General features: G+C 74.6%; 25 protein-coding genes, 1 pseudogene and 1 riboswitch. Of the genes and pseudogenes, 14 read left to right on the top strand and 12 right to left on the bottom strand.

Annotation, left to right across the window (positions count from 1 at the left end; translation table 11 throughout):
• Positions 1-1768: pseudogene (locus GXB85_RS06310) on the top strand (ATP-binding protein); the annotation flags it as partial.
• Here the strand turns inward: GXB85_RS06310 and GXB85_RS06305 are convergent.
• Positions 1756-1998, bottom strand: coding sequence for a DUF2530 domain-containing protein (locus GXB85_RS06305; RefSeq protein ID WP_161916787.1), 243 nt, complete (start codon positions 1996-1998; stop codon positions 1756-1758). The pseudogene GXB85_RS06310 and the gene GXB85_RS06305 sit on opposite strands and share 13 nt — an antisense overlap.
• Positions 1999-2077: 79 nt before the next feature.
• Between GXB85_RS06305 and GXB85_RS06300 the strand changes: the two genes are divergently transcribed.
• The 6 genes from GXB85_RS06300 (at position 2078) to GXB85_RS06275 (ending at position 9748) form a co-directional block, all read left to right on the top strand.
• The gene (locus tag GXB85_RS06300; protein ID WP_161916786.1) at positions 2078-3538 is read left to right on the top strand and encodes an NCS2 family permease; all 1461 of its coding nucleotides are present in this window, start codon (positions 2078-2080) and stop codon (positions 3536-3538) included.
• 91 nt (positions 3539-3629) lie between these two features.
• Positions 3630-4943, top strand: coding sequence for a UDP-glucose/GDP-mannose dehydrogenase family protein (locus tag GXB85_RS06295; RefSeq protein ID WP_161916785.1), 1314 nt, complete (start codon positions 3630-3632; stop codon positions 4941-4943).
• A 274-nt stretch (positions 4944-5217) separates the two neighbouring features.
• Positions 5218-5661, top strand: coding sequence for a MarR family transcriptional regulator (locus GXB85_RS06290; RefSeq protein WP_161916784.1), 444 nt, complete (start codon positions 5218-5220; stop codon positions 5659-5661).
• On the top strand, positions 5658-7001 hold the full coding sequence (locus tag GXB85_RS06285; RefSeq protein ID WP_161916783.1) for an MFS transporter: 1344 nt from the start codon (positions 5658-5660) through the stop codon (positions 6999-7001). Before GXB85_RS06290 ends, GXB85_RS06285 begins: the two co-directional genes overlap by 4 nt.
• Positions 7002-7095: 94 nt before the next feature.
• Positions 7096-8901, top strand: a complete 1806-nt coding sequence (locus GXB85_RS18785; RefSeq protein WP_161916782.1) for a DUF4012 domain-containing protein — start codon at positions 7096-7098, stop codon at positions 8899-8901.
• Positions 8902-9049: 148 nt separating this feature from the next.
• On the top strand, positions 9050-9748 hold the full coding sequence (locus GXB85_RS06275; protein ID WP_161916781.1) for a peptidase: 699 nt from the start codon (positions 9050-9052) through the stop codon (positions 9746-9748).
• 123 nt (positions 9749-9871) lie between these two features.
• Here GXB85_RS06275 and GXB85_RS06270 read toward each other — a convergent pair whose 3' ends face one another.
• The gene (locus tag GXB85_RS06270; RefSeq protein WP_161916780.1) at positions 9872-11218 is read right to left on the bottom strand and encodes a sugar MFS transporter; all 1347 of its coding nucleotides are present in this window, start codon (positions 11216-11218) and stop codon (positions 9872-9874) included.
• Positions 11215-12351, bottom strand: a complete 1137-nt coding sequence (gene serC, locus GXB85_RS06265; RefSeq protein WP_370524037.1) for a phosphoserine transaminase — start codon at positions 12349-12351, stop codon at positions 11215-11217. Before serC ends, GXB85_RS06270 begins: the two co-directional genes overlap by 4 nt.
• 167 nt (positions 12352-12518) lie before the next feature.
• On the opposite strand from serC, the gene GXB85_RS06260 reads away from it, so the two are divergent.
• The 4 genes from GXB85_RS06260 (at position 12519) to GXB85_RS06245 (ending at position 16467) form a co-directional block, all read left to right on the top strand.
• Positions 12519-13307, top strand: a complete 789-nt coding sequence (locus tag GXB85_RS06260) for a metal-dependent transcriptional regulator (RefSeq protein ID WP_161916779.1) — start codon at positions 12519-12521, stop codon at positions 13305-13307.
• A 248-nt stretch (positions 13308-13555) separates the two neighbouring features.
• Positions 13556-13759, top strand: a riboswitch (cyclic di-AMP (ydaO/yuaA leader).
• 2 nt (positions 13760-13761) lie between these two features.
• A complete protein-coding gene (locus GXB85_RS06255) occupies positions 13762-14532 on the top strand; it encodes a C40 family peptidase (RefSeq protein WP_161916778.1) in 771 nt (256 codons plus the stop codon).
• A gap of 467 nt (positions 14533-14999) precedes the next feature.
• A complete protein-coding gene (locus GXB85_RS06250) occupies positions 15000-15446 on the top strand; it encodes an HNH endonuclease (RefSeq protein WP_370524034.1) in 447 nt (148 codons plus the stop codon).
• 85 nt (positions 15447-15531) lie between these two features.
• Entirely contained in the window at positions 15532-16467 is a 936-nt protein-coding gene (locus GXB85_RS06245) for a universal stress protein (RefSeq protein WP_161916777.1), read from the top strand.
• Positions 16468-16514: 47 nt separating this feature from the next.
• Here the strand turns inward: GXB85_RS06245 and GXB85_RS06240 are convergent, their stop codons facing one another.
• From GXB85_RS06240 to GXB85_RS06215, 6 genes are all read right to left on the bottom strand, one after another.
• Positions 16515-17387, bottom strand: coding sequence for an ABC transporter permease (locus tag GXB85_RS06240; RefSeq protein ID WP_161916776.1), 873 nt, complete (start codon positions 17385-17387; stop codon positions 16515-16517).
• Positions 17384-18355, bottom strand: coding sequence for an ATP-binding cassette domain-containing protein (locus tag GXB85_RS06235; protein ID WP_161916775.1), 972 nt, complete (start codon positions 18353-18355; stop codon positions 17384-17386). Before GXB85_RS06235 ends, GXB85_RS06240 begins: the two co-directional genes overlap by 4 nt.
• Positions 18356-18439: 84 nt before the next feature.
• Entirely contained in the window at positions 18440-18913 is a 474-nt protein-coding gene (locus GXB85_RS06230; RefSeq protein ID WP_161916774.1) for an Lrp/AsnC family transcriptional regulator, read from the bottom strand.
• A 93-nt stretch (positions 18914-19006) separates the two neighbouring features.
• The gene (rocD, locus tag GXB85_RS06225; protein WP_161916773.1) at positions 19007-20215 is read right to left on the bottom strand and encodes an ornithine--oxo-acid transaminase; all 1209 of its coding nucleotides are present in this window, start codon (positions 20213-20215) and stop codon (positions 19007-19009) included.
• 1 nt (position 20216) lies between these two features.
• Positions 20217-21002: a dimethylargininase gene (ddaH, locus tag GXB85_RS06220; RefSeq protein ID WP_161916795.1), complete on the bottom strand. Its 786-nt coding sequence runs from the start codon at positions 21000-21002 to the stop codon at positions 20217-20219.
• A gap of 264 nt (positions 21003-21266) precedes the next feature.
• Entirely contained in the window at positions 21267-21761 is a 495-nt protein-coding gene (locus GXB85_RS06215) for an SRPBCC family protein (protein WP_161916772.1), read from the bottom strand.
• 98 nt (positions 21762-21859) lie between these two features.
• Here GXB85_RS06215 and GXB85_RS06210 point away from each other — a divergent pair, with 98 nt between their 5' ends.
• A complete protein-coding gene (locus tag GXB85_RS06210; protein WP_161916771.1) occupies positions 21860-22849 on the top strand; it encodes an aldo/keto reductase in 990 nt (329 codons plus the stop codon).
• Between the two features lie 19 nt (positions 22850-22868).
• Here the strand turns inward: GXB85_RS06210 and GXB85_RS06205 are convergent, their stop codons facing one another.
• Together GXB85_RS06205 and GXB85_RS06200 are read right to left on the bottom strand one after the other, a co-directional pair.
• On the bottom strand, positions 22869-23726 hold the full coding sequence (locus GXB85_RS06205) for a hypothetical protein (protein ID WP_161916770.1): 858 nt from the start codon (positions 23724-23726) through the stop codon (positions 22869-22871).
• A 187-nt stretch (positions 23727-23913) separates the two neighbouring features.
• The gene (locus tag GXB85_RS06200; RefSeq protein WP_161916769.1) at positions 23914-24414 is read right to left on the bottom strand and encodes a MarR family winged helix-turn-helix transcriptional regulator; all 501 of its coding nucleotides are present in this window, start codon (positions 24412-24414) and stop codon (positions 23914-23916) included.
• A gap of 81 nt (positions 24415-24495) precedes the next feature.
• On the opposite strand from GXB85_RS06200, the gene GXB85_RS06195 reads away from it, so the two are divergent.
• Positions 24496-25449 (top strand): EamA family transporter, encoded by a 954-nt coding sequence (locus GXB85_RS06195; protein ID WP_161916768.1) that lies wholly within the window; start codon positions 24496-24498, stop codon positions 25447-25449.
• Positions 25450-25473: 24 nt separating this feature from the next.
• The gene (locus GXB85_RS06190; protein ID WP_161916767.1) at positions 25474-25764 is read left to right on the top strand and encodes a hypothetical protein; all 291 of its coding nucleotides are present in this window, start codon (positions 25474-25476) and stop codon (positions 25762-25764) included.
• 16 nt (positions 25765-25780) lie between these two features.
• Here GXB85_RS06190 and GXB85_RS06185 read toward each other — a convergent pair whose 3' ends face one another.
• Positions 25781-26815, bottom strand: coding sequence for a LacI family DNA-binding transcriptional regulator (locus GXB85_RS06185; protein WP_370524033.1), 1035 nt, complete (start codon positions 26813-26815; stop codon positions 25781-25783).
• Between the last annotated feature and the right edge of the window lie 98 nt (positions 26816-26913).

The following is a 26913-nucleotide window of genomic DNA, read 5'->3' as shown; positions in this document are numbered from 1 at the left end:
GGGACCGGCCGTCGCGCCGTCGGCCGCGGTGGTCCTCGCGGGGCCGGCGGCCGACGTGCCCGCGCTCGTGGCGCTGCTGGGCGAGCACCTGCCCGCGCTCGTGGACCTGGACGCGGCGCGCCGTCGGGCGGCGGTGCGCGCGGGCGCGACCGAGGTCGACCTCGCCGACCTGGTCGACGCACTCCCGGGCGACCCCGCGACCACGGCACGGCTGCTCGACGCCGCCGGGACGGACCCGCACGTGCTCGAGCGGCTCGCGACCGTCGCCGTGCCGCTCGCGGACGGACGCGTGGTGCGCGGTGCACGCGGCCTGCTGCTCGCCCGCGACGTCCCACCCGCGGTGCTGCCGGTCCTCGCGCGCTGGGGGGTGCGCCTCGCCCACCCCGACGTCGTGCACCCGACGCTCGAGCGGCTCGGCGCGCACGCGGTCGGCGCGGGTGACCTGCTGCGCGACCCCGCGGTGCGCGAGCGGGTGCGCGCCGAGGACGACGACGCACCGGGCGTCCTGCTCGCGCTCGCGGCGGCCGACCCGGGGCACGACGAGGCCGAGCCGTGGTGGGGCGACGTGCTGCTCCCGGCCGCCGACGGCGAGCCGACCCCAGCGCGGGACCTCGTCCTGCCCGGCTCGGACGCGCAGCGGTGGTTCGACCCGTCGCGCGTCTGGGTGGTCGACACCGCGCTCGCGGACCGCTCCCGCGCCGCCCTCGAGCGCCTGGGGGTGCGCGCCGGCGTCGTGGTGCGCCGGACCGTGCTCGGCCCGGGCGACGACGACGAGCCCCTCGACGGCTGGGACGAGTACCTCGCGCGGGTCGAGGACCTCGCGGGCGTCGAGGCGGAGGCGCTCGACGCCGAGCCCGTGCCCGTGGTCGCCGACCTCGAGCTCGTGCGGCCCGAGGCCTGGGCGGAGGTGCTCGGCGTGCTCGCCCGGGGTGACGCACGCGCGGCGCTGGTGACCCGCGTCCGCGCGCACGCGGCGGGCCGCGCGGTCGAGCTGCCCGGCTACGCCGCATGGTGGCTGCGCGAGCGCTCTGGCCTCGGCCTGCCGACGGTGTTCGCGCTCCCCGGCGTCTCGCCGGCGGTGCGTGACCTGCTCGAGCCCGTGCCCCGTGTGCTCGCGGACCTCGACGAGCAGGTGCTGCGGGTTCTGGGCGGCGCGCGCGAGCTCGCCGACCTGGACCTCGACACGTGGCACGCGGTGCTGGGGGACCTCGCCGATCGGCGTCCCGGCGCGCGGCTCGACGGGACCGTGGCGGTCGCGGTCTGGCGTGCGCTGCGCGCCGACCCGGGTGCCGCACCCGACGTCGTTCCCGCGCTCACGCACGACGGGGTGCGTGCGGTCCCGCTCGACGACGTCGCCGTGGCGGACCCGATGTGGGCGCAGCTCGCGGCGGTGCGACCATGCCTCGTCGTGCCCACCCGCGCGGTCGAGGAGCTCGCGGACGCCCTGGACGTCGAGCCGGCCCCAGCGCGCTCGGCAGGTCGCGTCACGAGTCGGGGTGAGCCCGCCGTCGTGCCCGCGGACGTCGCACGGACGTGGCCCGCCGTGCCCGGCACCTACCGCGAGCACGACCGCCTCGAGGTCGACGGCGACGAGGTCGCGTGGTGGGTGCAGGACGGCGTCCCCCACGCCGCGACCGGTCGCGGCCTCGCTGCGGCGCTCGCGAGCCTCGTGGGCTGGGATGGGCGCGACGCCCTCGCGCGCGTGCTCGCGGGCGAGGCCGCGGACGACGTCGTGCTCGAGCAGGCGGGGGAGGCTCAGCGCGACTGACGCTCGGCGCGCGTGCGGCTCTCCCACGCCAGCGCCAGCAGCCCGAGGACGGCGCCCGTGACGCAGATCCACGGGATGCGCCCGTCGAGGTGGTCGGTCGCGGTGAGCACGACGCTCACGACGAGCGCCAGCAGCCACACGGCGATCCCCACGAGGAACACGGTGCGCAGGTCGACGTGCACGGGCTCGAGCTCGCTCGGCTGGAGCATGCGACGCGGCCCGGAGATCACGCTCCCACCCTAGTCGTGTGGTGCTCAGCACACGGGCGCACCTCCCGTGCGCGGCACGGGTTCTGCCACGCTGTGCGCCATGACGCAGACCCCCACGAGTGTGCGGCCGCGCAACGCCGTCGACCGTTACTTCATGATCACCGAGCGTGGCTCGACCCTCGGCACCGAGATCCGCGGTGGCCTGGTCACGTTCTTCGCGATGAGCTACATCGTCGTGCTCAACCCGCTCATCCTGGGCTTCGCCCCGGACGGCACCGGCCAGCTGCTCGGGGGCGGCACCGAGGGCAACCTCGGCATGATCGCCGCCGCCACCGCCCTCGTCGCGGGCGTGCTGAGCATCGTCATGGGGGTCGTCGCCAAGTTCCCCCTCGCGCTCGCGGCAGGTCTGGGGCTGAACGCCTTCGTGGCCTTCAGCATCGCCGGGATCGAGGGGATGACCTGGGCCGACGCGATGGGCATCGTCGTGCTCGAGGGGCTGATCATCCTCCTGCTGGTGCTCACCGGCTTCCGCGAGGCCGTCTTCCGTGCCGTGCCGAGCGAGCTGAAGACCGCCATCGGGGTCGGCATCGGCCTGTTCATCGCACTCATCGGCCTGGTGGACGCGGGCATCGTGCGGCCGGGCAACCCGGTGCTGGGCTTCGGGGCGAACGGCTCCCTGGTGGGGTGGCCGAGCCTGGTCTTCGTCCTGGGGCTCTTCCTGCTCGTCATCCTGCTGGTGCGCAAGGTCCGTGGGGCGATCCTCATCGCGATCGCGGCCACCACGGTGCTCGCCGTCGCCGTGGAGACCCTCACGGGTGGCCTGGGGCAGCGCAGCGAGGAGAACGCCGGCGGCTGGGGGCTGGTCGTCCCCGCCCTGCCGACGAGCTTCGCCGAGCTCCCCGACTTCGGGCTGCTGGGTCAGTTCTCGCTGCTGGGCTCGATCGAGAAGGTCGGGATCGTCACGGTCGTCCTGCTGGTGTTCTCGATCATGCTCGCGGACTTCTTCGACACCATGGGCACCATGGTCGCCATCGGCGGGGAGGCCGAGCTGCTCGACGAGCAGGGCAACCCGCCGCGCACCAAGCAGATCCTGATCGTGGACTCGGTGGCCGCAGCGGCCGGCGGCGCGGCGAGCGTCTCGTCCAACACCAGCTACATCGAGTCCGCGGCAGGGGTCGGCGACGGCGCCCGCACCGGGCTGGCCTCGGTGGTCACGGGCGTCGCGTTCCTCCTCGCGACCTTCCTGACCCCGCTCGTCGAGGTGGTCCCGTACGAGGCCGCCACCCCGGCGCTCGTCGTCGTCGGGTTCCTGATGATGATGCAGATCGCGGGCATCGACTGGCGCGACTTCGAGGTCGCGATCCCGGCGTTCCTGGTGATCGTCCTGATGCCGTTCACCTACTCGATCACCGTGGGCATCGGCGCGGGCTTCATCTCCTACGTCGTGCTCAAGGTCGCCGTGGGGAAGGCGCGCCTGGTCCACCCGCTGCTGTGGGTGTGTGCGGGGCTGTTCGTCGTGTACTTCGGGCTGAGCCCGATCCGGGAGCTGCTGGGCGTCTGAGCCCCGCGTCGCGGACCGGGACCTGGGGCGCCCCGAGGACCTCGCCCCGCCGACTACGGTGGGGCGAGGTCCGGCGGAGCGAGGAGTCACGGTGCAGGTTTCGGTCATCGGGTGCGGCTACCTGGGGGCCGTGCACGCGGCGTGCATGGCCCACCTCGGCCACGAGGTCACCGCGGTCGACGTCGACGCGGCGAAGGTCGCGACGCTCGCCGCGGGGCGCGCGCCGTTCTTCGAGCCCGGGCTCGACGAGCTGCTCGCCGAGGTCGCCCCCACGGGTCGGCTGCGCTTCGGCACGGACCCGGCCGCCGTGGCCGGCGCGCGCGTGCACTTCCTGTGCGTCGGCACCCCGCAGCGCGCGGGCGACTACGCGGCGGACCTGACCTACGTCGACGACGCCGTCGCCGCGCTGCTGCCGCACCTGGCCCCGGGTGACGTGGTGGTCGGCAAGTCGACCGTGCCCGTCGGGACGGCCGAGCGGATCGCGGCCGAGGTCGCGCGCGTGCAGCCCGAGGCCACCGTGCTGTGGAACCCCGAGTTCCTGCGCGAGGGCTACGCGATCGGCGACACCCTCCGTCCCGACCGCATCGTCTACGGCCTCGAGGACGGGCCGCGGGGCGAGCGGGCGCGGGCGCTGCTCGACGAGGTCTACGCCGCGGCGCTCGCCGACGGCGTGCCGCAGGTGGTGACCGACCTCGCGACCGCCCAGCTCGTCAAGGTCGCGGCCAACTCGTTCCTCGCGACCAAGATCTCGTTCATCAACGCGATGGCCGAGCTGTGCGAGGCGACGGGGGCCGACGTGACCAGCCTCGCCGACGCGATCGGGCACGACGACCGTATCGGCCGCAGGTTCCTCAACGCCGGGCTCGGGTTCGGCGGTGGCTGCCTGCCCAAGGACATCCGCGCGTTCATGGCGCGTGCCGGTGAGCTCGGCGTGGACCAGGCGCTGACGTTCCTGCGCGAGGTCGACCAGATCAACCTGCGCCGCCGCACGCGGCTCGTGGACCTCGCGCGTGAGGTGTGCGACGGCTCGCTCGTGGGGGTGCGGGTGGCCGTCCTCGGTGCCGCGTTCAAGCCCAACAGCGACGACGTGCGCGACTCACCCGCGCTGAGCGCCGCCGCACAGATGCAGCTCCAGGGCGCCCACGTGGTGGTGACCGACCCGAAGGCGGTCGAGAACGCTCGCGCCGTCCTGCCGGGGCTCGCGTACGCCGAGACCCTCGAGGACGCCGTCGGGCAGGCGGACCTGGTGGTCCTCGCGACCGAGTGGTCGGAGTACCGCGAGCTGGACCCGGAAACGGTGGGTGCGCTCGTCGCGCACCGCCGGGTGCTCGACGGTCGCAACGTGCTCGACCCTGCCCGATGGCGTGCGGCCGGCTGGACCTACCGCGCCCTCGGCCGCCCCTGAGCCCAGCCCCGTGTGACGGGATCCCGGCCCGTGCCCGGGCCCAGGCCCGTGTGGAGGGAACCCGGCCCGTGTGGAGGGAACCCGGCCCGTGTGGAGCGGTTCCGGCCCGTGTGGAGCGTTCCCGGCCCGTGTGGAGCGTTCCGGGTGCCGTCAGCGGCGTGTCGCGCCCGGGAACGCTCCACACCAGGAGGCCGGCGTCGTGCTCTCGGCCCCGTCCCAGACGTGAGCGCACTCACGTCTCGTTTCCTTGGGTAATGACCTAAGATAAGGAAACGTGCCTCCCGCCCCTCTCGCCAGTGCGAAGCTCACCGACCTCGCGGGCGACCTGCGCGTCGCGCTCACGCTCGCCGTGCGGCGGATCCGCCTCGAGCGCAGCGACGACACGATCTCCGACGGCCAGTACGCCGTCCTCGCCCACCTCGCCAACCACGGACCGCTGACCCCGTCGCGGCTCGCGGACCTCGAGCACGTGCAGCCACCACCGATGACGCGCACGGTCAACTGCCTGGTGGACGCCGGCCTGGTCGCACGCGAGCAGCACCCCACGGACGGTCGCCAGGTGCTCGTGCGGCTCACCGACGCGGGGATGGCCGAGGTCACCGAGACCCGACGGCGCCGCAACGCGTGGCTCGCCGGCCGCCTCGCCGAGCTCCCACCCGACGAGCGCGAGGTCCTCACCCGCGCCACCGAGATCCTGAGGAGGATCACCACCACGTGAGTCCCACCTTCGCCTCGCTGAGGTTCTTCAACTACCGGCTGTGGTTCGCCGGTGCCCTCGTGGCGAACATCGGCACCTGGATGCAGCGCGTCGCGCAGGACTGGCTCGTCCTGACGGTCCTGACGGACGACTCGGGCGTCGCCGTCGGCATCACCACCGCCCTGCAGTTCGCACCCGTGCTCGCGCTCTCGGCCTGGGCCGGAGTGCTCGCCGACAGGCTCGACCGCCGCAAGCTGCTCATCGCCACGCAGGCGTCGATGGGTGTGCTCGCGGCCGGGCTCGGTGCCCTCGTGCTGAGCGGTGCGGCCCAGCTGTGGCACGTGTACCTCTTCGCGCTGCTGCTCGGCTGCGTCTCCGCGATCGACGGGCCCGTGCGTCAGACGTTCGTGGCCGACATCGTGCCCGCCGAGCGGCTCTCGAACGCGGTCGGGCTCAACAGCGCCTCGTTCAACGCGGCCCGCCTGATCGGTCCGGGTCTCGCCGGCCTGCTGATCGCACTCGTCGGCACCGGCTGGGTCTTCGTCCTCAACGCCGCCACCTTCGCGGCCACGATCCTCGCGCTCACCCGGATGCGGGTGCACGAGCTCCAGGCCCGGCCCGGGACCCCGCGTGCCAAGGGCCAGATCCGCGAGGGTCTCGCCTACGTGCGGGGGCGGTCCGACATCGTCGTGATCATGGTGGTCGTCGGCGTCGTGAGCACGTTCGGCCTCAACTTCCAGCTCACCAGCGCGATGATGGCCCGCACCGAGTTCGGCAAGGGCCCCGAGGAGTACGGCGTCCTCGGCTCGGTGCTCGCGATCGGTTCGCTCGCGGGCGCGCTCCTGGCCGCGCGTCGCGAGCGGCCGCGCGTGCGCCTCGTGATCGGGGCCGCCCTCGGCTTCGGCGTGACGACCGGGGTCATGGCGCTGATGCCCACGTACCCGGCGTACGCGATCGCGACCATCCCCGTGGGCCTCGCGTCGCTCACCATGATGACCGCGGCGAACTCGACCATCCAGATGTCGACGGACCCCGCCATGCGTGGCCGGGTGATGGCCCTCTACATGATGGTGTTCCTCGGGGCCACGCCCGTGGGGTCGCCCATCGTCGGCTGGATCGCCGAGGCGTACGGTGCGCGCTGGGCCATCGGCATCGGCTCGATCTCGGCCCTGCTGGTCGCGGGCGCCGCGGCCTTGTGGGCCGTGCGCCACTGGCACCTCGAGGTGCGCTACTCGCTGCGCTCGCGGCCGCACCTCCAGGTGCGCTACCTCGATGCCGAGCGCGAGGAGGCCGAGGCCCGCGCCGAGGCCGCGCGCGCGATGCAGGCCCAGCAGGCGGCGGACCGCGCGTCCGCGGCGTGAGCCCACGACCCTGACCGTTCCGACCACCCGGCCGGACGGGTGAAATGGTCGGGCGCAGGCAGGTCCCAGATGTCCGATATGCGACGATCAGGGAGTGACTGCCCCGACCGCCACCGCGCCCGCGGTGCTGCCCACCGCCCAGGAGCGCCGCCCGCGCCGTCGTCGGCGCCGGGTGCTCGTGACGCTGGTGGTTCTGCTGCTCGCGGGCCTCGTCACGACGGGATGGCTCGCCTGGCGGGCCCAGCAGGTCGCGGGGGCGCTCGAGGGCGCCGTCCCGGTGATCGGCGAGCTGCGGCAGGACCTCGCGGCGGGCGACGTCGAGGCGGCGACGGCACGCCTGCCCGGCCTGCGCGCCGCCGCCGACGAGGCCAGCGCGGCGACGTCGGACCCGGTCTGGCGGGTCGCCGAGCGGGTGCCGTGGCTGGGGCGCCAGGTGACGGCGGTCTCCGACGTGACCCGCGCGTTCGACCTGCTCGCGCGCGACGCCGTGCCCGCCCTCGCGCAGGCGGGGGCGGGACTCGACGCGCAGGCGCTGCGTCCGGTCGAGGGGCGGGTCGACCTGAGCCCGCTCGTGGCGGCGGCCCCCGAGCTACGCACGGCGTCCTCGTCCGCGACGCGTGCCCAGGAGATCGTCGACGGCATCGCGACCGACGGCCTGGTGCCGGCGCTCGCCGAGCGTGTCGTCGAGGTCCAGGAGGTCGTGGGGGAGGCCGCGGGCCAGCTCGCCGCGGCGAGCTCGGTCGCCGACCTGGTGCCGGCCATGCTGGGTGCCGAGGGCCCGCGCGACTACCTCGTGCTGGTGGTCAACTCGGCCGAGCTGCGCGGTGGCGGCGGGATCGTGGGTGCGGTCGCGAAGGTGACCGCCGACGACGGCGCCCTGGCGCTCGTCGACCACCGGGCGGCACGCGACCTGCCTTCGTTCGACACGTCGGTCCTCCCGCTCACCGAGGGCGAGGAGCTCGTCCACACCTCACGGCTCGGCCGGTTCATCCAGAACGCGACCATGACGCCCGACTTCCCGCGCGCAGCCGCGATCGCCACGGAGTTCTGGGAGCGGGCCACGGGTGAGCGCGTGGACGGCGTGCTCGCGATGGACGTGGTGGCCCTCGCGTACGTCCTGGGGGCCACGGGCCCGGTCGAGCAGGAGGGCGTGCGCCTCGACGCGGACGGCGTGGTCCGGACGCTCCTGCACGAGTCCTACCTCGAGCACCCCGAGCCCGAGGAGACCGACGCCTACTTCGCGGGTGCGGCGGCGGCGGTCTTCGGGGCGCTCGCCTCGGGCCAGGGGGATCAGCGCGCACTGCTCCCGGCCGTGTCACGAGCAGTCGAGGAGCGCAGGCTCGCCCTCTGGTCCGCGCGTCCGGCCGAGCAGGAGCACCTGACCACCACCGTGCTGGGCGGGGGCTTCCTGTCGGGCGCCGCGGACTCGGCGGGCGGGTTGTTCCTCGACGACGCGACCGGGTCGAAGATCGACTACTTCCTCGACGTCGGCCTCGCGGCGCGCCCGGCGACGTGCGACGGCGCCGCCGGCACCGCGGGCGACGTCGCGGTCGACGTCGTCCTGCGCTCGGACGTCCCGGCCGACCTGGGTCACCTGCCCGCGGACGTCGTCGGGTGGGACGTGGCGGTACCGGCCGGCACCGCCCGCACCACGGTGACCGTCTACGGCCCCGTCGGCGGCGAGGTGGTGGAGGTGCGCCGCGGGAGCGCTGTCGTGGGGGGAGTCGTCGCGGAGCACGCCGGACGCGAGGTCGTCGTGCTGACCTCCGAGCTGGCCCCGGGCGAGGAGGAGGCGTACCGGGTCGTCCTCCGCCCGGCCGAGGGGCGGACCGTGAGCGAGCTCTGGACCACGGCGACGGCGGCCTCCCCGGGACGCATGTCGATCATGGGCTGCGCCTAGCCGGGGCCGCGCGCACGGCCCTCGCGCCCGGACGGGTGAAAAGGTGCACGAGCGCCACACGAGGGGCCACGAACATGCCATGATGCATGCAGATGTCCGTTTCGTACCGAAACGTCCGGCGTCGAGACGAGCTCCCGAGGAGGGCGAGATGAAGCGAGTGCTGCGGACCATGGCCGCTGCTGTCCTGGCGATCGGCGGTGTGGTCGGTGTCACGAGCGCGGCGTCGGCGGTGGACCCGCCGGCCAACGGCTGCGAGGACCAGGGTGACGACTACTTCGGCGGCGGCGTGTGCCAGTCGGTGGTCGAGGCGACCGCGGTCTGCGTCGACGACGTCCCCTACCTCGACTACACCGCGGTCCTCGAGGGCACCACGGCCTCCGAGCTCACGGTGACGTGGCTGAACCCCGCCGGCGAGAGCGTCGTCCTGACCAACCAGCCCCTCACCGGGCGCCTGCTGTGGCCGGGCGTCGAGCTCGGGCCGGACGGGGTGCCGACCGACTACCCCGGCTGGGTCCGCAACGCCGACGGCACCTGGACGCCGGGCGACTCGATGGGCTGGGTCGCCGGGAGCGTCGACGTGAACTTCAAGGCCAACCCCGAGGCCACCGCGACGGTGCAGTACCCCGGCGCCGACGGCTGCATCCCGGGCGGGGCGGTGACCCAGGTCTCCTCGGGCGGCGGTGCCGCTTCGGGTGGCGGCGTCCTCGGCCACTCGGTCACGGCGGCCGAGCTCAGCGAGACCGGCTTCTCGGCGGTCCCGCTCGCGGGTGCGGCCGGGGGCCTGGTGCTCGCGGGTGCGCTGCTGCTGCTCGTGACCCGGCTGCGCGGCCCCCACGAGGAGCGCTGAACACGGGCTGACGGGTCGGGCCGGGTGTGAGAGGCCGGCCGGACCGGCGAGTGACGACGGCCGCCGTCCTTCGGGGCGGCGGCCGTCGTCGTGCCCGGACGCCGTCGTCGTGCCCGGGCGCCGTCAGGGGACGGGGGTCGCCAGGCCCCGGTGGACGGACCGGAGCCCGAGGGCGACGGCCGTGCCGCCGGCGACGACGAGCACGGGGACCATGAGGAACGCGGTGTGGGCGCCCACGACGTCGGCGAGCGTGCCGAGCAGGAAGGGCGAGATGCCGATCGCCAGGCCGACGGCGATCGAGGACCGTGCCTGGGCCTGGTCCGGGCGCCCGCCGGAGGACCGCAGGACGAGGGCCGTCGCGAGCGGGTAGTGCGCGCCGTAGCCGAGCCCGGCGAGGACGAGGCCCGCGACCGCGAGACCCGGTGCGGTCGCGAGCCAGAACACGAGCCAGCCGAGCCCGGCGATCGCGTACGCGACCACGAGGAGCTTCTCGGGCGCCTTGCGGAGCGACAGCGGCCCGACGACGTAGCGCGAGACCGACATCCCGAGCACGAGGGCGGAGACCGAGGCGGTCGCGACGGAGTCGGAGGCTCCCGTGCGCTCGAGCAGCAGCTCCGGCGCCCAGAAGGTGGTCGAGAACTCGATCGCGGCGCCGCACACGGTCGCCGTGATGAACAGCCGGAACGTCAGGCCGAAGGGTCGACGCCCGGCGCGACCCGGGCCGTCGTCGGCGCGGGGGTGCGCCCAGCGGGGGCGGGCGACGAGGCGCCTGCGTCCTGCCACCGCCCGCCCGCCCGCGGCGGCGCCCGGGACGACGGCCTCGGCGACCAGGCCGCCCGGCGGCAGCGCTGCGTCCTCCGTGCGGCCGAGCGCCCGCGAGCCCTTGCCCAGGGCGCCCGTCGCGCGCAACGGGACGAGCATGAGCCCCGCCGCCGTCGCGAGCACGAGCACGAGCGCGACGGCGGGCCGCCAGCCCCAGCCGAGGCCGACCGAGGCGCCGAGCGCCAGGGGTGCGAGCAGGCCGACGGTCGCGCCCATCGCGTTGGCCTCGGTGAGGGCCGCGGGACCCGCGGCGCCGTGGTGCACCGACAGCGCAGGCTGGGCCGCGGAGAGCACGAAACCGCCGCCGATGGACGTCACCAGGACGGCGGGCAGGGTGACGGCGAGGTGCGAACCCGTGAGCAGGGCCGAGACGCCGACGAGCACGAGGCTGAGGCCGAGGAGGCTGAGGGCCTTGCGGCCGAGGTGCAGCGCGAGCGTCGAGCTGATCAGCCCGGTGAGGATCGTCCCACCCGCCATCGCGGTGCCGTGGAGGCCGGCGGCGCCGAGCGAGATGCCCTGCTCCTCGGCGATCAGCGGCACGGCGGGCGAGAAGGCGTACAGGTACCAGCCCCAGGTGACGAACCCCGCGTAGAGGGTGACGGTGAGCCTGTCGCGCGTGAAGGTGCGGGTGCCGCCGCCGGGCGTCATCGCAGCCGCTCGACGACGTGGTCGACGCACGCGGTCAGGGCCTGGACGTCGGCGGGGTCGATCGCGGGGAACATGGCGACCCGGATCTGGTTGCGACCGAGCTTGCGGTACGGCTCGACGTCCACGACGCCGTGGTGCCGCAGCACCCGGCACACGGTGGGAGCGTCGACGTCCGGGTCGAGGTCGATCGTCCCCACGACGGTGCTGCGCACCGACGCGTCCGCGACGAAGGGCGTCGCCCACGGACGGGCGTCAGCCCAGCCGTACAGGTGCGCCGCCGACTCGGCCGTCCGCGCGGCCGCCCAGGTGAGCCCGCCGTGGTCGAGCATCCACTCGACCTGCTCGGCGAGCAGCACGAGCGTCGCGATCGCGGGGGTGTTGAGGGTCTGGTCGAGGCGCGAGCTCGCCAGCGCCGTGCTCAGCGACAGGAACCCGGGAACCCACCTGCCCTCCGCGGGTGCGGCGGCCTCGACCGCGGCGGCCCGCTCGACCGCCGCGGGGGACAGGAGCGCGAGCCACAGGCCGCCGTCGGACGCGAACGACTTCTGCGGTGCGAAGTAGTAGGCGTCCGTCTCGGTCACGTCGACCGCGAGCCCACCCGCCGCGGACGTGCCGTCGACGAGCACCAGCGCACCCTCGTCCGTCCCGGTGGGCCGGCGCACGGGCACCGCGACCCCGGTCGAGGTCTCGTTGTGCGGGAAGGCGTACACGTCCATCCCGGCCTCGGCCTCGGGCAGGACGTACGAACCGGGCTCGGCCGCGCGCACCGAGGGCGCCGTCAGGAACGGGGCCCGGTCGACGGCCCGTGCGAAGTTCGTCCCGAACTCCCCGAACGTGCACAGCTGGGCGCGGTCGCGCACGAGGCTGCACGTGGCGATCTCCCAGAACGCCGTCGAGCCGCCGTTGCCCAGCGCGACCTCGTAGCCGTCGGGAAGCGCGAAGAGCTCGCCGAGCCCCGCACGCACCCGGTGCACGAGCGTGCGCACGGGCGCCTGCCGGTGCGACGTCCCGAGCAGCGACCGGCCGACGGCGGAGAGCGCCTCGACCTGGGCGGGGCGCACCTTGGAGGGGCCCGAGCCGAACCGGCCGTCAGCGGGGAGCAGGTGGGCGGGGAGGTCGATCCGGGGGTCCACGGCCCCACTGTAGGGGCGCGCGGCGACGTCGCCGGGCTCGGTCCGGGGCCGGGCGGGGCGGCGGGCGTCACGCGGCGGACGGGACGGCGCGGCCACGACGTCGCCGGGCACCGTAACCTTGGGTCCGAACGCGGCGGGGCCGGGCGGAACGGACGAGAGGTGCAGGCGTGAGTGACCTGATCGACACCACGGAGATGTACCTGCGCACGATCTACGAGCTCGCCGAGGAGGGCATCGTCCCCCTGCGGGCGCGCATCGCGGAGCGGCTCGGGCACTCGGGCCCCACCGTCTCGCAGACGGTCGCGCGCATGGAGCGCGACGGCCTCGTGGTCGTCAGCGGTGACCGCCACCTCGAGCTCACCGACGCGGGCCTGCTCAAGGCGACGCGGGTGATGCGCAAGCACCGCCTCGCCGAGCGCCTGCTCACGGACGTGATCGGTCTCGAGTGGTCCTTCGTCCACGACGAGGCGTGCCGCTGGGAGCACGTGATGAGCGACCGTGTCGAGAAGCGGCTCGTCGAGCTGCTCGACCATCCTCAGCACTCGCCGTACGGCAACCCGATCCCTGGCCTGGCCGAGCTGGGCGAGGAGCCGTCGAGCGAGCAGTTCCTCGACGGCGTGGTCTCGCTCGTGGTGCTCGCGCGCGCGGTCAGCGCCGCCGCCCCCAGCGAGGCCGCCGCGGTGGCTGCGGGCGGGGCCGTGGGCGTGTCGTCCGGCGAGGGGCCCGTCAGCGCGGTCGTGGCGCGCCTCGGTGAGCCGTTGCAGACGGACGTCGAGCTGCTCGAGCGCCTCGCCTCGGCCGGGGTCGTGCCGGGCGCGTCGATCGAGGTCGAGCGCGGCCAGGGCATCGTGACGGTGGGTGCACCGGGGGCCGGCATCGTGCTGGACCTGCCCGACGAGGTCGCGCGCCACGTGTTCGTCCGCGCCGAGGACGAGGGCCCCGCCGTCACGCGCTGACGCCCTCGTGTGACATGCGCCACGTCGGAGGGCGGACCTACGACCCTCGACGTGGCGGCCCGGTGGGCCGACGGTTCTGCGTCCGCCCTGGTGAGACGCACGGACGGGGCGCGGCCGCCTTGGTGGCCGGCACTGCTCCGAGCGGGTGACGGCACCGCCGCCGAAACCCGTCGTGACCTGAGCGTGACATTCGGGGAAACCCTCGGGTAGCCTCCAACTGCTTCGCGGAACCCTCCTCCGCGGCGCCCTCGAGCAGAACGCCAAGTCCTGCCGCTGCCCGGGGTCCGTTCGAACAGTCGGCAGGAACGGGGGAACCAGGTAGGCGGGCATCGTCCAGGCGATGCCCTTGGGGTGAAGCCGCAGGAGCCACGGACGTCGTCCGGGGTGAACGCGGCCGGGTGATCTCCCACCCGAACCCGACAGCTCACCTCGTAGGCGTCAGGAGAGGTACCGAGTGACCGAGAGCCCCCAGCGCGCACGGCACCGCGCCGCGCGTCGTCCCCTCACCCCCCTCGACGACTTCGCGAACGCTGCCACCGGCAGCCTCCAGACGGTCGGTCGCCGGTCCGCCGTCGTCGCCGCCTCCGGCGGTCTGATCATGACGATGGCCCTGCCCGCGTCGGCGGCCCCGGCCGACGGCCAGGCCGGCAACCTCCCCGCCGTCGACGTCGCGGCCCTCACGGCCAAGGCGCGCGAGGCCCTCGCGACGTCGCCCGCCGTCACGGTCCCGGTCGACGCCGCCTGGACGTTCGACGCGGTCGAGTTCACGGTCGAGGCGAACCCCGAGCCTGAGCCCGAGCCGGAGCCCGTGCGCGCCGCACCGGCGGCGTCGCGCTCCTCCGAGCGCACCACGTCGAGCGCCGCCGCGACCGCGAGCGTTCCGCAGTCGGTCTCGGGCAACGCCGTGCTCGAGGTCGCCGCACGGTACGTCGGCACGCCGTACGTCAGCGGAGGTACCACGCCCTCGGGCTTCGACTGCTCGGGCTTCACCTCGTACGTCTACGCGCAGCTCGGCATCACGCTCCCGCGCACGTCGACCGCGCAGAAGGCCGCCGGCACCATCGTCTCGCGCGCCGACGCCCGGCCTGGCGACCTCGTCTGGTCGCCCGGTCACATCGGCATCTACGCGGGCGGTAACCAGATGATCGACTCGCCCCGTCCGGGCAAGACGGTCCAGTTCCGCGCCATGTGGCAGAGCAACCCGGTGTTCATCCGGGTCGGCTGAGACCTCTGTGGGGCGCTGCCGCCCCGCCACGGCCGACGAGGCCCTCGGACCTGGGTCCGGGGGCCTCGTCGCGTCCGGGACCGCCGTGAGGGGTCGAGCTGCCCGTGTCGACGCCCAGAGCCCGACCGTGCCGACCGGGAACGAGGTCGGGCGCAAAGGTGCGGCACCCGTGGGCGCCGACCGCGTACGCTGGCAGCGCTCCACCAGCAGGGCCCGCGCAGCCAGCCGGGCCCGCGACCCTGGTCCGGGAGAGTTCCGTGCTGATGTCGACTCATCCGCCGATAGGCGGCCCCCCGCTCCCCGGCGCGCCCGTGCGCCGCGCCTCCTCCGCCCCGGCAGACCTGCCCGCCGCCCCTCAGGGTGCTGCGGACACGGTCGGTCGGGGCGTCGTCGTCCCAGGGGGTGAGGACGCCGGTGGGACGCATCGCCGGACCCTACTGCTCAACGCGAGCCGGGAACCTCTCTGCGTGGTGAGCGTGCACCGCGCGGTCGCACTGGTGCTGAGCGGCAAGGCCGTGGTGCTCGAGCAGGACACCCGCGAGCTGCGTTCGGAGCGTCTGTCCCTCCCGGTGCCCCAGGTGCTCTGCCTCACCCGCTACGTGCACGTCCCCTACCGCGGCTCGGTGCCCCCCACGCGGCGCTCGGTGCTCCAGCGGGACGCGCACCGGTGCGGCTACTGCGCCGGACCGGCCGACACGGTCGACCACGTGCACCCTCGATCGCGTGGCGGGGCGCACGAGTGGACGAACGTCGTGGCGGCGTGCGCGCGGTGCAACCACCGCAAGGCCGACCGGCTGCTCAGCGAGATCGGCTGGCAGCTGCTCGTGACGCCGACGGCGCCGCGGGTGCGGGCCGCGGTGCTCGCCGCGGCCGTACGCCCGCACCCCTCGTGGGGGCCGTACCTGGGTGGATGAACGCCCTGCCGAGGCGGCGCGGGACCCGCGCGGACGGCCCGGGCACGGCACACTGGGAGGGGGTGGAACGTCGGAGGGAGCAGCGATGACGCAGCAGGAGGACGTGGTCCTCGTCGGGGTCGACGGGTCGCCCGCAAGCCTGCACGCCCTCGACTGGGCGGTGGGCCACGCACGCACCCACGGGTTCGGCCTGCACCTGGTGTGCGCCTACTCGGTCCCGTCGTTCACGGCCGCGGCACTCGACGGCGGCTACGCGGCGATCGACGACACCGCGATCCAGGAGGGTGCGCGCGCCGCGCTCGACGAGGCCGTGGGTCGCGTGGGCGGCGCGGTGCGCACCACCGCGGCGGTCGCGACCGGGGATGCGGCTGCCGTGCTGGTCGAGCTGTCGCGCGGAGCCGCGACGGTGGTGGTCGGGACGCGCGGACGTGGTGGGTTCGCCGAGCGGCTGCTGGGGACGGTCTCGTCGGCGCTGCCCGCGCACGCGCACTGCCCCACGGTCGTGGTGCCGCACCGCGGCGGCGAGGACGCGGAGAGCATCGAGCCGGTGCGCCCCGTGCGCCGCATGGTCGTGGGCGTCGACGGCTCGCCTGCGGCTGAGGCCGCCCTCGCGCGCGCCATCCACGAGGCCGAGGTGTGGGACGCCGAGCTCACGGCGGTGGCGGGCGTCCCGGTGGGCTCGGGCAGCGGGATCCTCGCGTGGTTGCCCGCGGCCGTGGACCACGAGGCGGTGCTGCGCGACGTCGCCGAGGGGCTGGACGTGGTCGTGGACCGGGCACTCGCGGACCATCCCGGTGTCCAGGTGCGCCGGCACGTGCTCGACGGCACGGGCGCGGCTCTGCTGACGGAGTTCTCCACGGCGGTCGACCTCGTGGTGGTGGGCTCGCGTGGACGCGGCGGCTTCGCCGGGCTGCTGCTCGGCTCGACGAGCCAGGCCGTGCTGCACCACTCCGTGTGCCCGGTCATGGTCGTCACGACCAAGGCCGACGACGGCTGGGACCCCACCGCCGTCGGACGCTGACCAGACGGCCCCCGGCGACGCTCGCGACAGGGTGGAGCGAGCGCCGACTAGCTGCGGTTCCGGTAGAGCCGCATCGTCAGGGGCGCGACGACTGCCGTGAGCGCGGCCGCGGCGACGAGGGCCCAGGACACCTCGGTGAACGTCGCGGTGCCGTCCATGAGCCCGCGCACCGCCGTGACGAGGTGGCTCACGGGGTTGACGCCCACCCAGCCCTGGAGCCAGCCCGGCATGGTCGACGGGTCCGCGAAGATGTTGGACGCGAACGTGAGCGGCATCAGGATCATCATCGACGTGCCCATGACCGCGTTGGGCGAGCGCATCACGAGGCCGAGGGCCGTGAAGATCCAGCTCAGGCCGAACGCGAAGACCAGCAGCAGCACGACCCCGCTCAGGACGCCGATGACGCCCCCGCCGGCCCGGAAGCCGAGCAGGAAGCCGAGGCCCAGCGTGATCGTCGAGGCGATCGAGTAGCGCACCGTGTCCCCGAGCAGCGCGCCGACGATCGGCGAGGGCCGCCACACGGGCAGCGAGCGGAACCGGTCGAACACGCCCTTGGTGATGTCCGTGTTCATGGTGAAGCCCGTGTAGACCGTGATGATCAGCACCGTCTGCACCAGGATGCCGGGCAGCAGGTACTGCAGGTAGGTCTGGACGTCGCCCGCGATCGCGCCGCCGAACAGGTACGTGAACATGAGCGTGAAGATGATCGGGCTCACGGTCACGTCGAACAGCTGCTCGGGCACGTGCTTGATCTTCAGCAGCGCACGCCAGCCGAACGTCAGGGCGTTCGCGACCGGGCCCGGTGGGGTCGGCTGGTCGCGGCGTGAGATCGCTGCACGCAGGGGGTTGGTCTCGGTGTGCGGCGCGCGCTCGCGCGTCGCGACGCCGTCGGGCTCGGGGTGCGGGACCGCGGTGCTCATGCCACCTGCTCCTCGTCGGACTCGTCGTCGACAGGGCGGCCCGTGAGGGCCAGGAAGACCTCGTCGAGGCTCGGCTGCCCCAGCGAGAGCTCGGAGACCTCGACCCCCGCGTCCAGCAGCGCCGGCAGTAGGCTCGCGGCCGAGCGGGCCCCGTCGATGCGCGCCGACAGGGCCGAGGTGTCCGAGGTCGTCTGGACGTCGACGCCGAGCTCGCGGCCCATGACCTCCTGCGCGAGCGGTCGCTGCGCGGGGTCCACCAGCCGCAGGTGCACCGAGCCGCTGCCGACGGACGCCTTGAGCTCGCTCGCGGTGCCCTCGGCGATGATGCGCCCGTGGTCGACGACCGCGATCCTGTCGGCGAGCTGGTCGGCCTCCTCGAGGTACTGCGTGGTGAGCAACACGGTCGCGCCGTCGTCGACCAGCACGCGCACGATGTCCCACACCTGGTTGCGGCTGCGCGGGTCGAGACCCGTGGTGGGCTCGTCCAGGAACAGCACACGCGGGCTCGTCACCATGCTCGCGGCGAGGTCGAGGCGGCGGTGCATGCCACCGGAGAACGTCTTCACCTGCCTGTCCGCGGCCTCGTCGAGGTCGAACGCGTGCAGCAGCTCGGCGGCGCGCGCGCGTGCGGCGGGGCGCGAGTAGCCGTAGAGGCGCGCGATGAGCACGAGGTTCTCGGAGCCGGTGAGGTCCTCGTCCACCGAGGCGAACTGCCCGGTCAGTCCGATGAGGCCGCGCACCTTGTCGGCGTCGCGCACCACGTCGTGCCCCAGCACGGTCGCGGAGCCCGCGTCGGGCCGCAGGAGGGTCGCGAGCATGCGCACCGCGGTCGTCTTGCCCGCGCCGTTGGGACCGAGGACGCCGAACACCGAGCCCGCGGGGATCGCGAGGTCGACGCCGTCCACGGCCTTGGTCGAACCGAAGTGCTTGACGAGCCCGTGGGCCTCCACGGCCAGTTCGGTGGACATGTTCGCCATGCTGCACCCGGCCACCGACACGGACCAGACATTTCGCCGCGGGCTGAGCGGGCACCCGGCCCGGGGTGTCAGCCCTCAGGCGGGCGGGAGGTCCTTGCGCACCAGGGCCGTGAGCACGACCGTCGAGCGCGTGCGCACCACGAACGGCTCGGCGTTGACCCGCTCGACCACCTCGTCGAGGTGCCGCACGTCGCGCGCGCGCACCTGGAGCACGGCGTCGGCCTCGCCCGTCACGGTGCTCGCGGCGACCACCTCGGGGTAGCGCACGAAGGCGTCGCGCATCGTCGTGGGGCTCGTCGCCCCCGTGCAGTGCACCTCGACGTAGGCCTCGGTGGCCCAGCCGAGCGACGCGGGGTCCAGGCGCACCGTGAAGGCGTCGATCACGCCGTCGTCGCGCAGGCGGTCCACGCGGCGCTTGACGGCCGAGGGCGACAGGTTCACGCGTCGGCCGATGTGCGCGAAGCTCTCGCGCGCGTCGCGGGCGAGGTGCTCGAGGATCAGGGCGTCGGTCCGGTCGAGCCGGTCGGGGCCCTCGGACCACGTGCTCATGACGCACAGCATGCCCGACGGCGGGCCACCGGTCGGCAGCCCGCCCGCGCGGCGCGCGACGCACGCACGACGCGAGGGGCGTCGGCTGCCGGTTCAGTGCAGCGCGTCGACCAGCCGGTCCAGGCCCCAGTCGAGCTCGTCGCGCGTGATCGTGAGCGGCGGCGCGATGCGCACCGTCTGCCCGTGCGTGTCCTTGACGAGCACCCGACGCGCGAGCAGGCGTTCGCTCAGCGCGCGCCCGGAGCCGTGGACGACGTCCAGGTCGACGCCCGCCCACAGCCCGACCGTGCGGGCTGCGACCAGACGGCCCTCGGCCACCAGGGCGTCGAGCCGCGCCGCGAGGTGCCGCCCGAGCTCGGCGGCGCGCGCCTGGTGCTCGCCGGTCTCGAGCAGCCCCACGACCGCGAGCGCGACGGCGCACGCGAGCGGGTTGCCGCCGAAGGTCGAGCCGTGGGTCCCGGGCGTGAGCACCTCGAGCACGTCCCGGCGCCCGACGACGGCCGAGACCGGCACGATCCCGCCCCCGAGCGCCTTGCCGAGCAGCACGAGGTCGGGCACCACGCCGACGAGGTCGCACGCGAGCGTGGTCCCGGTGCGGCCGAGGCCCGACTGGATCTCGTCGGCGACCAGGAGCACGTCCGCCTCGGTGCACGCCGCCCGCGCCGCCGGCAGGTAGTCGGCCGGTGGCACGATCACGCCCGCCTCGCCCTGCACGGGCTCGAGCAGCACGGCGACGGTCGTCTCGTCGATCGCCGCGCGCAGCGCCTCGGCGTCGCCGTAGGGGACCACGCGGAAGCCCGGTGTGTACGGGCCGAAGCCGCGCCGCGCGTCGTCGTCGGTCGAGAACGAGACGATGGTCGTGGTGCGGCCGTGGAAGTTTCCGTCGGCCACGACGATCGTCGCCGCGTCGGGTGCCACGCCGCGCACGTCGTAGCCCCACTTGCGTGCGGCCTTGATCGCGGTCTCGACCGCCTCGGCGCCGGTGTTCATGGGCAGCACGAGGTCGTCGTCGCGCAGGCCCACCAGGCGTGCGAGGCGCTCGGCGAACGGCAGCAGCAGGTCGTGGTCGAACGCGCGTGAGGTGAGCGTGAGGCGGTCGAGCTGGGCGTGCGCCTCGGCGATCAGTACGGGGTGGCGGTGACCGAAGTTGAGCGCCGAGTAGCCCGCGAGCAGGTCGAGGTACTCGCGGCCCTCGACGTCGCGGACCCAGGCCCCCTCGCCGCCCGCGAGGGTCACGGGCAGCGGCCGGTAGTTCCCGGCGAGGTGCCCGACGACGTGCCCGGTGGCGAGGGGGGTGTCCACGTCAGGCCCGGATCTCGAGGGTGCAGCACTTGGCCCCGCCGCCGCCCTTGAGCAGCTCGGTCGTGTCGACCGGGTGGGGCTCGAACCCGCGCTCGGCGAGCTCGCGCGCGAGGTCCACGGCGGCGGGGGCGACGACGACGCGGCGTCCGTCGCTGACCGCGTTGAGGCCGAGCGCGACGGCGTCGGCCTCGGTCGCGAGGATCGCGTCGGGGTAGCGCTCGGCGAGGACGCGCTGCGAGGCGGGCGAGAACGCGGGCGGGAAGTACGCGACGAGCGGGTGGGCGGGGTCGCTGTCGATCACCGCGAGGGCCGTGTCGAGGTGGTAGAACCGCGGGTCCACGAGCTCGAGCGTGATCACCTCGCGGCCGGTGAGGCGCGCGAGCTCGGCATGGGCCTCGCGGTCGGTGCGGAAGCCCGTGCCGCCCAGGAAGGTGTCGCCTACGAGCAGGATGTCGCCCTCGCCCTCGTTGACCTCCGCCGCGGTGTGCGTCACGAAGCCCGCGTCGGCGAACCACTTCTGGTAGGCCGGGCCCTCGGCGCCGCGCTCGGGGTAGCGGAAGCGCGCCGAGTAGACGAGGCCGTCGACGACGGTCGCGCCGTTGGCCGCGTAGACCATGTCGGGCAGGCCCGGCAGGGGGTCGATGAGCTCGACCGTGTGGCCCCAGGCGAGGTAGGTGTCGCGCAGGGTCTCCCACTGGCGGACGGCGCGCGCGTTGTCGGTCTCGCGGGTGACGTCCATCCAGGGGTTGATCTCGTAGCTGACCTCGAAGTGCGTGGGTCGGCACATCAGGTAGCGGCGGGGGGTCGAGACGCGCACATGGCCTCCTGTCGTAGCGGTGGTTCGAGGGTAGGTGGGCCCGTGTGTCAGGGGGATGTCGCAACGGTGCGCGTCGCGGTCACGATCGTTGCGCGCAGGGCCTCGTCTGCGGCAGATCGTTGCGGGGGGGGTGCGGGGAGTGCGGGGAGTGCCGGGGAGTGCGGTGTGCGGCGGGTGGGCGCGGCACGGGCGGCGACGACGACGGCGGAGCTCGCGTGCGGTCGGGCCGCGGGCTCAGGCCTCGAGCTCTGCGGCCATGCGACGCAGCGCGAGGCCGACCATGAGCCGCAGCACCGGCCCGACGAGCCTCGCGCTCGCTGCCGACCACAGCCGCAGCGCCCGCGGCCCGCGCACGTGCACCCGCTCGACCCACGTGACCTGGCACAGCTGGGCCCCGAGCGGCCGCACGTGCACCTCGGCGGTGCCGAGCAACAGCGGTCCGGTCTTGCGGAACACGGCCACGCCGGTGCGCCGGGCATCGTCGTCGGGCGGGTCGAGGCTCTCCACGACCATGGTGTCGGCCAGGCCGGGCAGGCCCCGCGTCGCGCCGGGGCCGCTGACGGCGGTGAAGGACGCGCCGGTCTGGAGGTGCGCCGGTGCGTCGATGCGGGTCAGCGGGATCCACGCTGCGTGCCGACGGACGTCGGTCGCGGCGGCCCAGGCGACGGCCGCGGGCACGCGCACGGTGCGCGCCGCACGCACCGGCCGGGCGACGAACTCGTCAGGCACGGGACCTCCTGGGGGCGGGTCCCACGCTAGCCGCGCACGCCGTCGTCGGCGCGCCGGTCTGGTCCTGGAGGGCGTGCGGGCGGGGTAGCGTCGGGGGCATGGAGACGCGGGTTCTGGGGCGCACTGGTCGCCCGGTGAGTGTGGTCGGGCTGGGGTGCTGGCAGCTGGGTGCGGACTGGGGTGACGTCGCCGAGGAGCAGGCGATGGCGATCCTCGACGCGGCGGTCGACTCGGGGGTGACGTTCCTCGACACCGCCGACGTGTACGGCGACGGGCGCAGCGAGCGCCTCGTGGGCCGGCTGCTCGCGCAGCGCGGGCCCGACGCGGGGCTCACGGTCGCGACCAAGATGGGCCGCCGCGCGAACCCGCACGTGCCCGAGGCGTTCACGCTCGACCAGTTCCGCGCGTGGAACGACCGGTCGCGCGAGAACCTGGGCGTCGACACGCTCGACCTGGTGCAGCTGCACTGCCCGCCCACGCCCGTGTTCAGCAGCGACGCCGTCTACGACGCGCTCGACACGATGGTCGACGAGGGCCGCATCGCCGCCTACGGCGTCTCGGTCGAGACCGTGGACGAGGCGCTCACCGCGATCGCGCGGCCGAACGTCGCGAGCGTGCAGATCATCCTGAACGTCTTCCGGCGCAAGCCACTCGAGCAGGTGCTGCCGGCGGCGGCCGAGGCCGGCGTGGGGATCATCGCGCGTGTGCCGCTCGCGAGCGGCCTGCTCTCGGGCAAGTACGACGAGTCGACGACGTTCGCCGCGAACGACCACCGCACGTTCAACCGCGGCGGCGAGGCGTTCGACGTGGGCGAGACGTTCGCGGGCGTGCCCTTCGACGTCGGCGTGGCTGCGGCCCGCGAGGTCGCCGGGCTCACCCCCGAGGGTGCGACCACGGCCCAGCTCGCGCTGCGCTGGATCATCGACCAGCCCGGCGTGACCACCGTGATCCCGGGTGCCAGCCGACCCGAGCAGGCGCGCGCCAACTCGGCCGCGGCCGGCCTCGCGCCGCTGGACGGCGACACGCTGGCCGCCCTCGAGCGCATCTACGACGAGCGCATCCGCGAGCACGTCCACACCCGCTGGTGACCTGACCCGAGGTCCGCCGTCAGCCGGGGGTGGGCCAGTCGGAGGGGGCCGATGGCGGGGACGGGGGTGCCGCGGCGTCGGCGCGCGGCGTGACCTGACGCACGGGCGCGGCGTCGTCGGCCCTCGTGACGGCGAGCGCGATGGTCTGCGTGAAGTGCGGGGGAGGCGGGCCGAAGGCACGGCGTGCGCCGTCGACGACCGTCTTGCCGAGCGCGCGCGCCCCCGTGGCCCCGATCACCGCGCCGATGCCGAAGGGCGCGAGTCGGCCGAACGCGAGCGCGCCCTGCTTGGCCGCCTGGCGCCGCACGAGGCGACGGGTCAGGGCGGTGTTGACGCGCTTGATGGTGCTCGTCGGCATGTTGACCAGGAGCGTGCGCGCCCACGCCTTCGTGCCCAGGCCCGTCTCGGCGCCGACCGTCTTCGCGCCCTGGTCACCGAGCACGGTCGCGAGCAGCAGCGTGCGCCGTCGGGCCGTCTCCTCGATCCCGATGCCGTGCACGTCCGCGACGGCGAGCGCGAACGCCGACGACGCCGCGAAGAACGTCGCGACCTCGCTCGTGGTGAGCGCGACCCCCACGCCCGTGCCGATCGCGGGCGTCGCTGCCGCGGCACCCACGGCCCCACCCGAGGCCGAGACGGCGAGCAGGTACTGCTTCTCGAGGATCTGCACGATCTGCGCCGGGCTCGCGTGCGGGTTGCGCCGCCGCAGCCGCTCGACGTGCGCGTGGACCACGGCGGACGGGATCTGCACGGCCTTGTCGAACGCCGCGTCGATGAACCGGATGCCGGTGATCTCCTCGACCCGCGGCTCGTCCTCGCGCGGCCCGCCCGGGGCGACGGCGCGCTCGTCCGCGCGGGTGATCTCGCGTCGACTCATGCGCACGATGCTCGCACGGAGCCCGGGCGGACGGCGCGCGGGGGAGGCAGGCCGCCGCGCGCGGCGCCGGACGTCGCGTGCGCGGGACGGGGCGCCATCGGACGCGGCGTGCGCGGGACGGGGCGCCATCGGACGCGGCGTGCGGGGGATGGGGCGCCGTCGGACGCACGCCGTCGTCCGCTGGCGCTCAGCGCGGCGCGTGCGCCTCGACCGAGGCGAGGGCGTCGCGCAGCGCGTCACGCAGCGCGCCGGCCTGGGCGGGCGTCAGGTCGGCGAGCATGTCGTGCTGCACGGCCAGCCCGGCCGCGACGGCCTCGTCGACGAGCGTGCGACCCGCGTCCGTGAGGCTCACGAGCAGGGAGCGCCGGTCGCCCGGGTCGGGCTCGCGACGCACGTGACCTGCGCGTTCGAGCCGGTCGAGCCGGCCGGTCATGCCGCCGGTGGTGAGCATGAGGCTGTCCGCGAGCCTGCTCGGGGAGAGGCGGAACGGCGGGCCCGAGCGGCGCAGCGTCGCGAGCACGTCGAAGTCACCGCGCGTGAGGCCGAAGCGGCCGTAGGTGCGCTCCATCGCGTCGCCGCTGAGCCGGGAGAGGCGGTAGATGCGGCCGAACAGCTCCATGGCCGAGGTCTCGAGGTCCGGCCGCTCGGTGGCCCACTGCTCCACGATCGCGTCGACGCTGTCGCCCATGCCGGCAGCGTACAACCGGCGAGATACTTGCCAAACGCTAGATGGCAAGTATCTTAGTGGTAAGCGATCTGGGGGGTGGGCATGGGCGCACGATGGGGCCTGGTGGCGGTGACCGCCGTCGCGCCGATGGCGTGGGGGACCACCTTCCTGGTGACGACCGAGCTGCTCCCGCCCGACCGTCCGCTCCTGGCCGCGACGCTGCGCGCCCTGCCGGCGGGGCTGCTGCTCACGGCCGTGATGCGACGCCTGCCGCGCGGCGAGTGGTGGTGGAAGGCCGCCGTGCTGGGCGTGCTCAACATCGGAGCGTTCTTCGCGCTGCTCTTCGTCTCGGCGTACCGGCTGCCCGGCGGGGTCGCGGCGGTGCTGGGGGCCGTCGGCCCGCTCGTGGTCGCGGCGTTGAGCGTCCCCCTGCTCGGGGCCCGTCTGCGGCTCACCTCGCTCGTGCTCGGTGTCGCGGGGGCCGCGGGCGTCGCCCTCGTGGTGCTGGGGGCGACGGCCCGGCTCGACCTCGTCGGCGTGCTCGCGGGCGTGGCCGCGACGACGTCGAGCGCCGCCGGGATCGTGCTGACCAAGCGGTGGGGCAGGCCCGTGCCGCTGCTCGCGTTCACCGGCTGGCAGCTCGCCGCGGGCGGGCTCGTGCTCGTCCCGCTGACGCTGCTCGTCGAGGGGCCGCCCCCGGCCCTCACGACGGCGAACCTCGCGGGCTTCGCGTACCTGGGTGCCGTGGGCACGGCGCTCGCGTACACGCTCTGGCTGCGCGGCATCCAGCTGCTTCCGGCCGAGAACGTGAGCTTCCTGGGGCTGGTCTCGCCGCTCGTCGCGGCGACCGTCGGCTGGCTCGTGCTGGGCCAGGCCCTGACGCCGCTCCAGCTGGTGGGCGTCGCGGTCGCGCTCGCGAGCATCCTCCTGGCCCAGCTCCCACCCCGCGTCGCCCGCCCCGTCCCGGCCTCCGTGCCCGCCGAGATCATGGGTCCGGCGCCGAGCTCGGTGGGTCTGGCCGACGATCTCGCGTGCGGGGTGACGAGGTTGCGGTGAGGGTGGGCGGGCTAGCATCCGCGGGTGCCGTCGTACCGCGTCCGGATGGTCGTGGGGATGATGCGGGCCGGGGTGGATCCCGCGACCGTGCTCCCCGCCGCTGCCGACGCCGCGCGTGAGCACACCACCGTCGAGGCGAGTGACGTCGAGGTGGTCCGCGCGGTGCCGCGCCTGACGGTGCGGTACGAGGCGCTCGACGACCTGACCGCCTCGACCGTCGGGCGCGCCGTCGTCGACCGCGTCCAGGAGCTCGTCGACGTCGAGGCGAGCCGCGTCACCCGCCGCTACGGCGCCCGCTGGTACCCGCTGCGCTGAACGGTGGACGGGGGCGTCAGGTGTCGGGGATGGTCGAGCCGCGCACCTGGATGCGGACGGGCATGGTCTCGACGCCGTGGGCCGCCTCGCCGCCGATCGCCTCGACCAGGCGCTGCGCGGCACGGCGCCCGAGCATCTCGAAGTTCATGTCGATGCTCGTGAGCTGGGGTCGCGCGCCTGCGGTCATGGTCTCCCAGTTGTCGAAGCCCATGACGGCGACCTGCTCGGGCACGTGCACGCCGCGGTCGCGCAGCGTGTCGAGCGCGCCACGGGCGATCTGGTCGCTCGCGCACAGCAGGGCGTCCACGTCGGGTGTCTCGTCGAGCACGCGGTGCGTCGCCGCGCGCCCCCACGCCTCGGTCCAGCTGCCGTAGCGCACGGGCCCGAGCGGCTCGAGGCCGGCGGCGGCCAGGGCGGTCGCGGCGCCGAGCGCGCGGTCCTGTGCGGCCGAGTAGTGCACGTCGCCCGAGATGTGGGCGATCCGACGTCGCCCCGTCGCGACCAGGTGCTCGACGGCGAGCACGCCCGCGTTGACGTTGTCGGGGATCACCGAGCAGTCGCGCTCGTCCTGCGACGGCGCGTACGCGTAGACCACGGGCACCGGCAGGTCGCGTCCCAGGCTGGGCCGAGGGTCGGTGTTGCTGCCCACCACGATCAGGCCGTCGACGCGCCGGCCCAGCAGGGCGCGCAGGTGGTACTGCTCGCGGATCGCGTCGTCGCGCGCGTCGCACAGGAAGATCGACATCTGGCCGGCCCCGAACGCGTCCTCGGCGCCCATGAGGATCGGCAGGCTGAAGCGACCCTCGAGGTCGTTGGTGAGCAGGCCGACCGTGCCCGTCTGGCCCGCGAGGATCGCCTGGGCGAGCGAGTTGGGCGTGAACTGGATGCGCTCGGCGGCCTCGACCACGCGGCGACGCGTGTCGGGGTGCACGTTGGCGCGCCCGTTGAGCGCCTTGGACGCCGTGGCGACGGAGACCCCGGCGAGCCGTGCGACGTCGCGCAGCGTGGGCGCCTTGGGCCGCGACGCCGCGGGTTCCTCGGTGGTGGTCACGCGCCCCCTCCCTGGTGCCGTCGTCGGCCCGGACGGTGGGCTCACGGTCCGGTGAACGGGCCGAAACATCACAAACACGTGACGAAGCCCGCACCGAT

It is taken from the genome of Cellulomonas sp. APG4, from assembly GCF_009996735.1.
GTDB lineage: Bacteria > Actinomycetota > Actinomycetes > Actinomycetales > Cellulomonadaceae > Actinotalea.
This window is presented reverse-complemented; position numbering and strand designations above follow the sequence as displayed.

Excerpts from the sequence above, each read along its gene's own strand:
- GXB85_RS06300 (WP_161916786.1), top strand. The coding sequence starts at position 2,078 with ATGACGCAGACCCCCACGAGTGTGCGGCCGCGCAACGCCGTCGACCGT.
- GXB85_RS06275 (WP_161916781.1), top strand. The coding sequence starts at position 9,050 with ATGAAGCGAGTGCTGCGGACCATGGCCGCTGCTGTCCTGGCGATCGGC.
- GXB85_RS06270 (WP_161916780.1), bottom strand. The coding sequence starts at position 11,218 with ATGACGCCCGGCGGCGGCACCCGCACCTTCACGCGCGACAGGCTCACC.
- GXB85_RS06245 (WP_161916777.1), top strand. The coding sequence starts at position 15,532 with ATGACGCAGCAGGAGGACGTGGTCCTCGTCGGGGTCGACGGGTCGCCC.
- GXB85_RS06240 (WP_161916776.1), bottom strand. The coding sequence starts at position 17,387 with ATGAGCACCGCGGTCCCGCACCCCGAGCCCGACGGCGTCGCGACGCGC.
- GXB85_RS06235 (WP_161916775.1), bottom strand. The coding sequence starts at position 18,355 with ATGTCCACCGAACTGGCCGTGGAGGCCCACGGGCTCGTCAAGCACTTC.
- GXB85_RS06230 (WP_161916774.1), bottom strand. The coding sequence starts at position 18,913 with ATGAGCACGTGGTCCGAGGGCCCCGACCGGCTCGACCGGACCGACGCC.
- ddaH (WP_161916795.1), bottom strand. The coding sequence starts at position 21,002 with ATGTGCCGACCCACGCACTTCGAGGTCAGCTACGAGATCAACCCCTGG.
- GXB85_RS06210 (WP_161916771.1), top strand. The coding sequence starts at position 21,860 with ATGGAGACGCGGGTTCTGGGGCGCACTGGTCGCCCGGTGAGTGTGGTC.
- GXB85_RS06205 (WP_161916770.1), bottom strand. The coding sequence starts at position 23,726 with ATGAGTCGACGCGAGATCACCCGCGCGGACGAGCGCGCCGTCGCCCCG.
- GXB85_RS06200 (WP_161916769.1), bottom strand. The coding sequence starts at position 24,414 with ATGGGCGACAGCGTCGACGCGATCGTGGAGCAGTGGGCCACCGAGCGG.
- GXB85_RS06195 (WP_161916768.1), top strand. The coding sequence starts at position 24,496 with ATGGGCGCACGATGGGGCCTGGTGGCGGTGACCGCCGTCGCGCCGATG.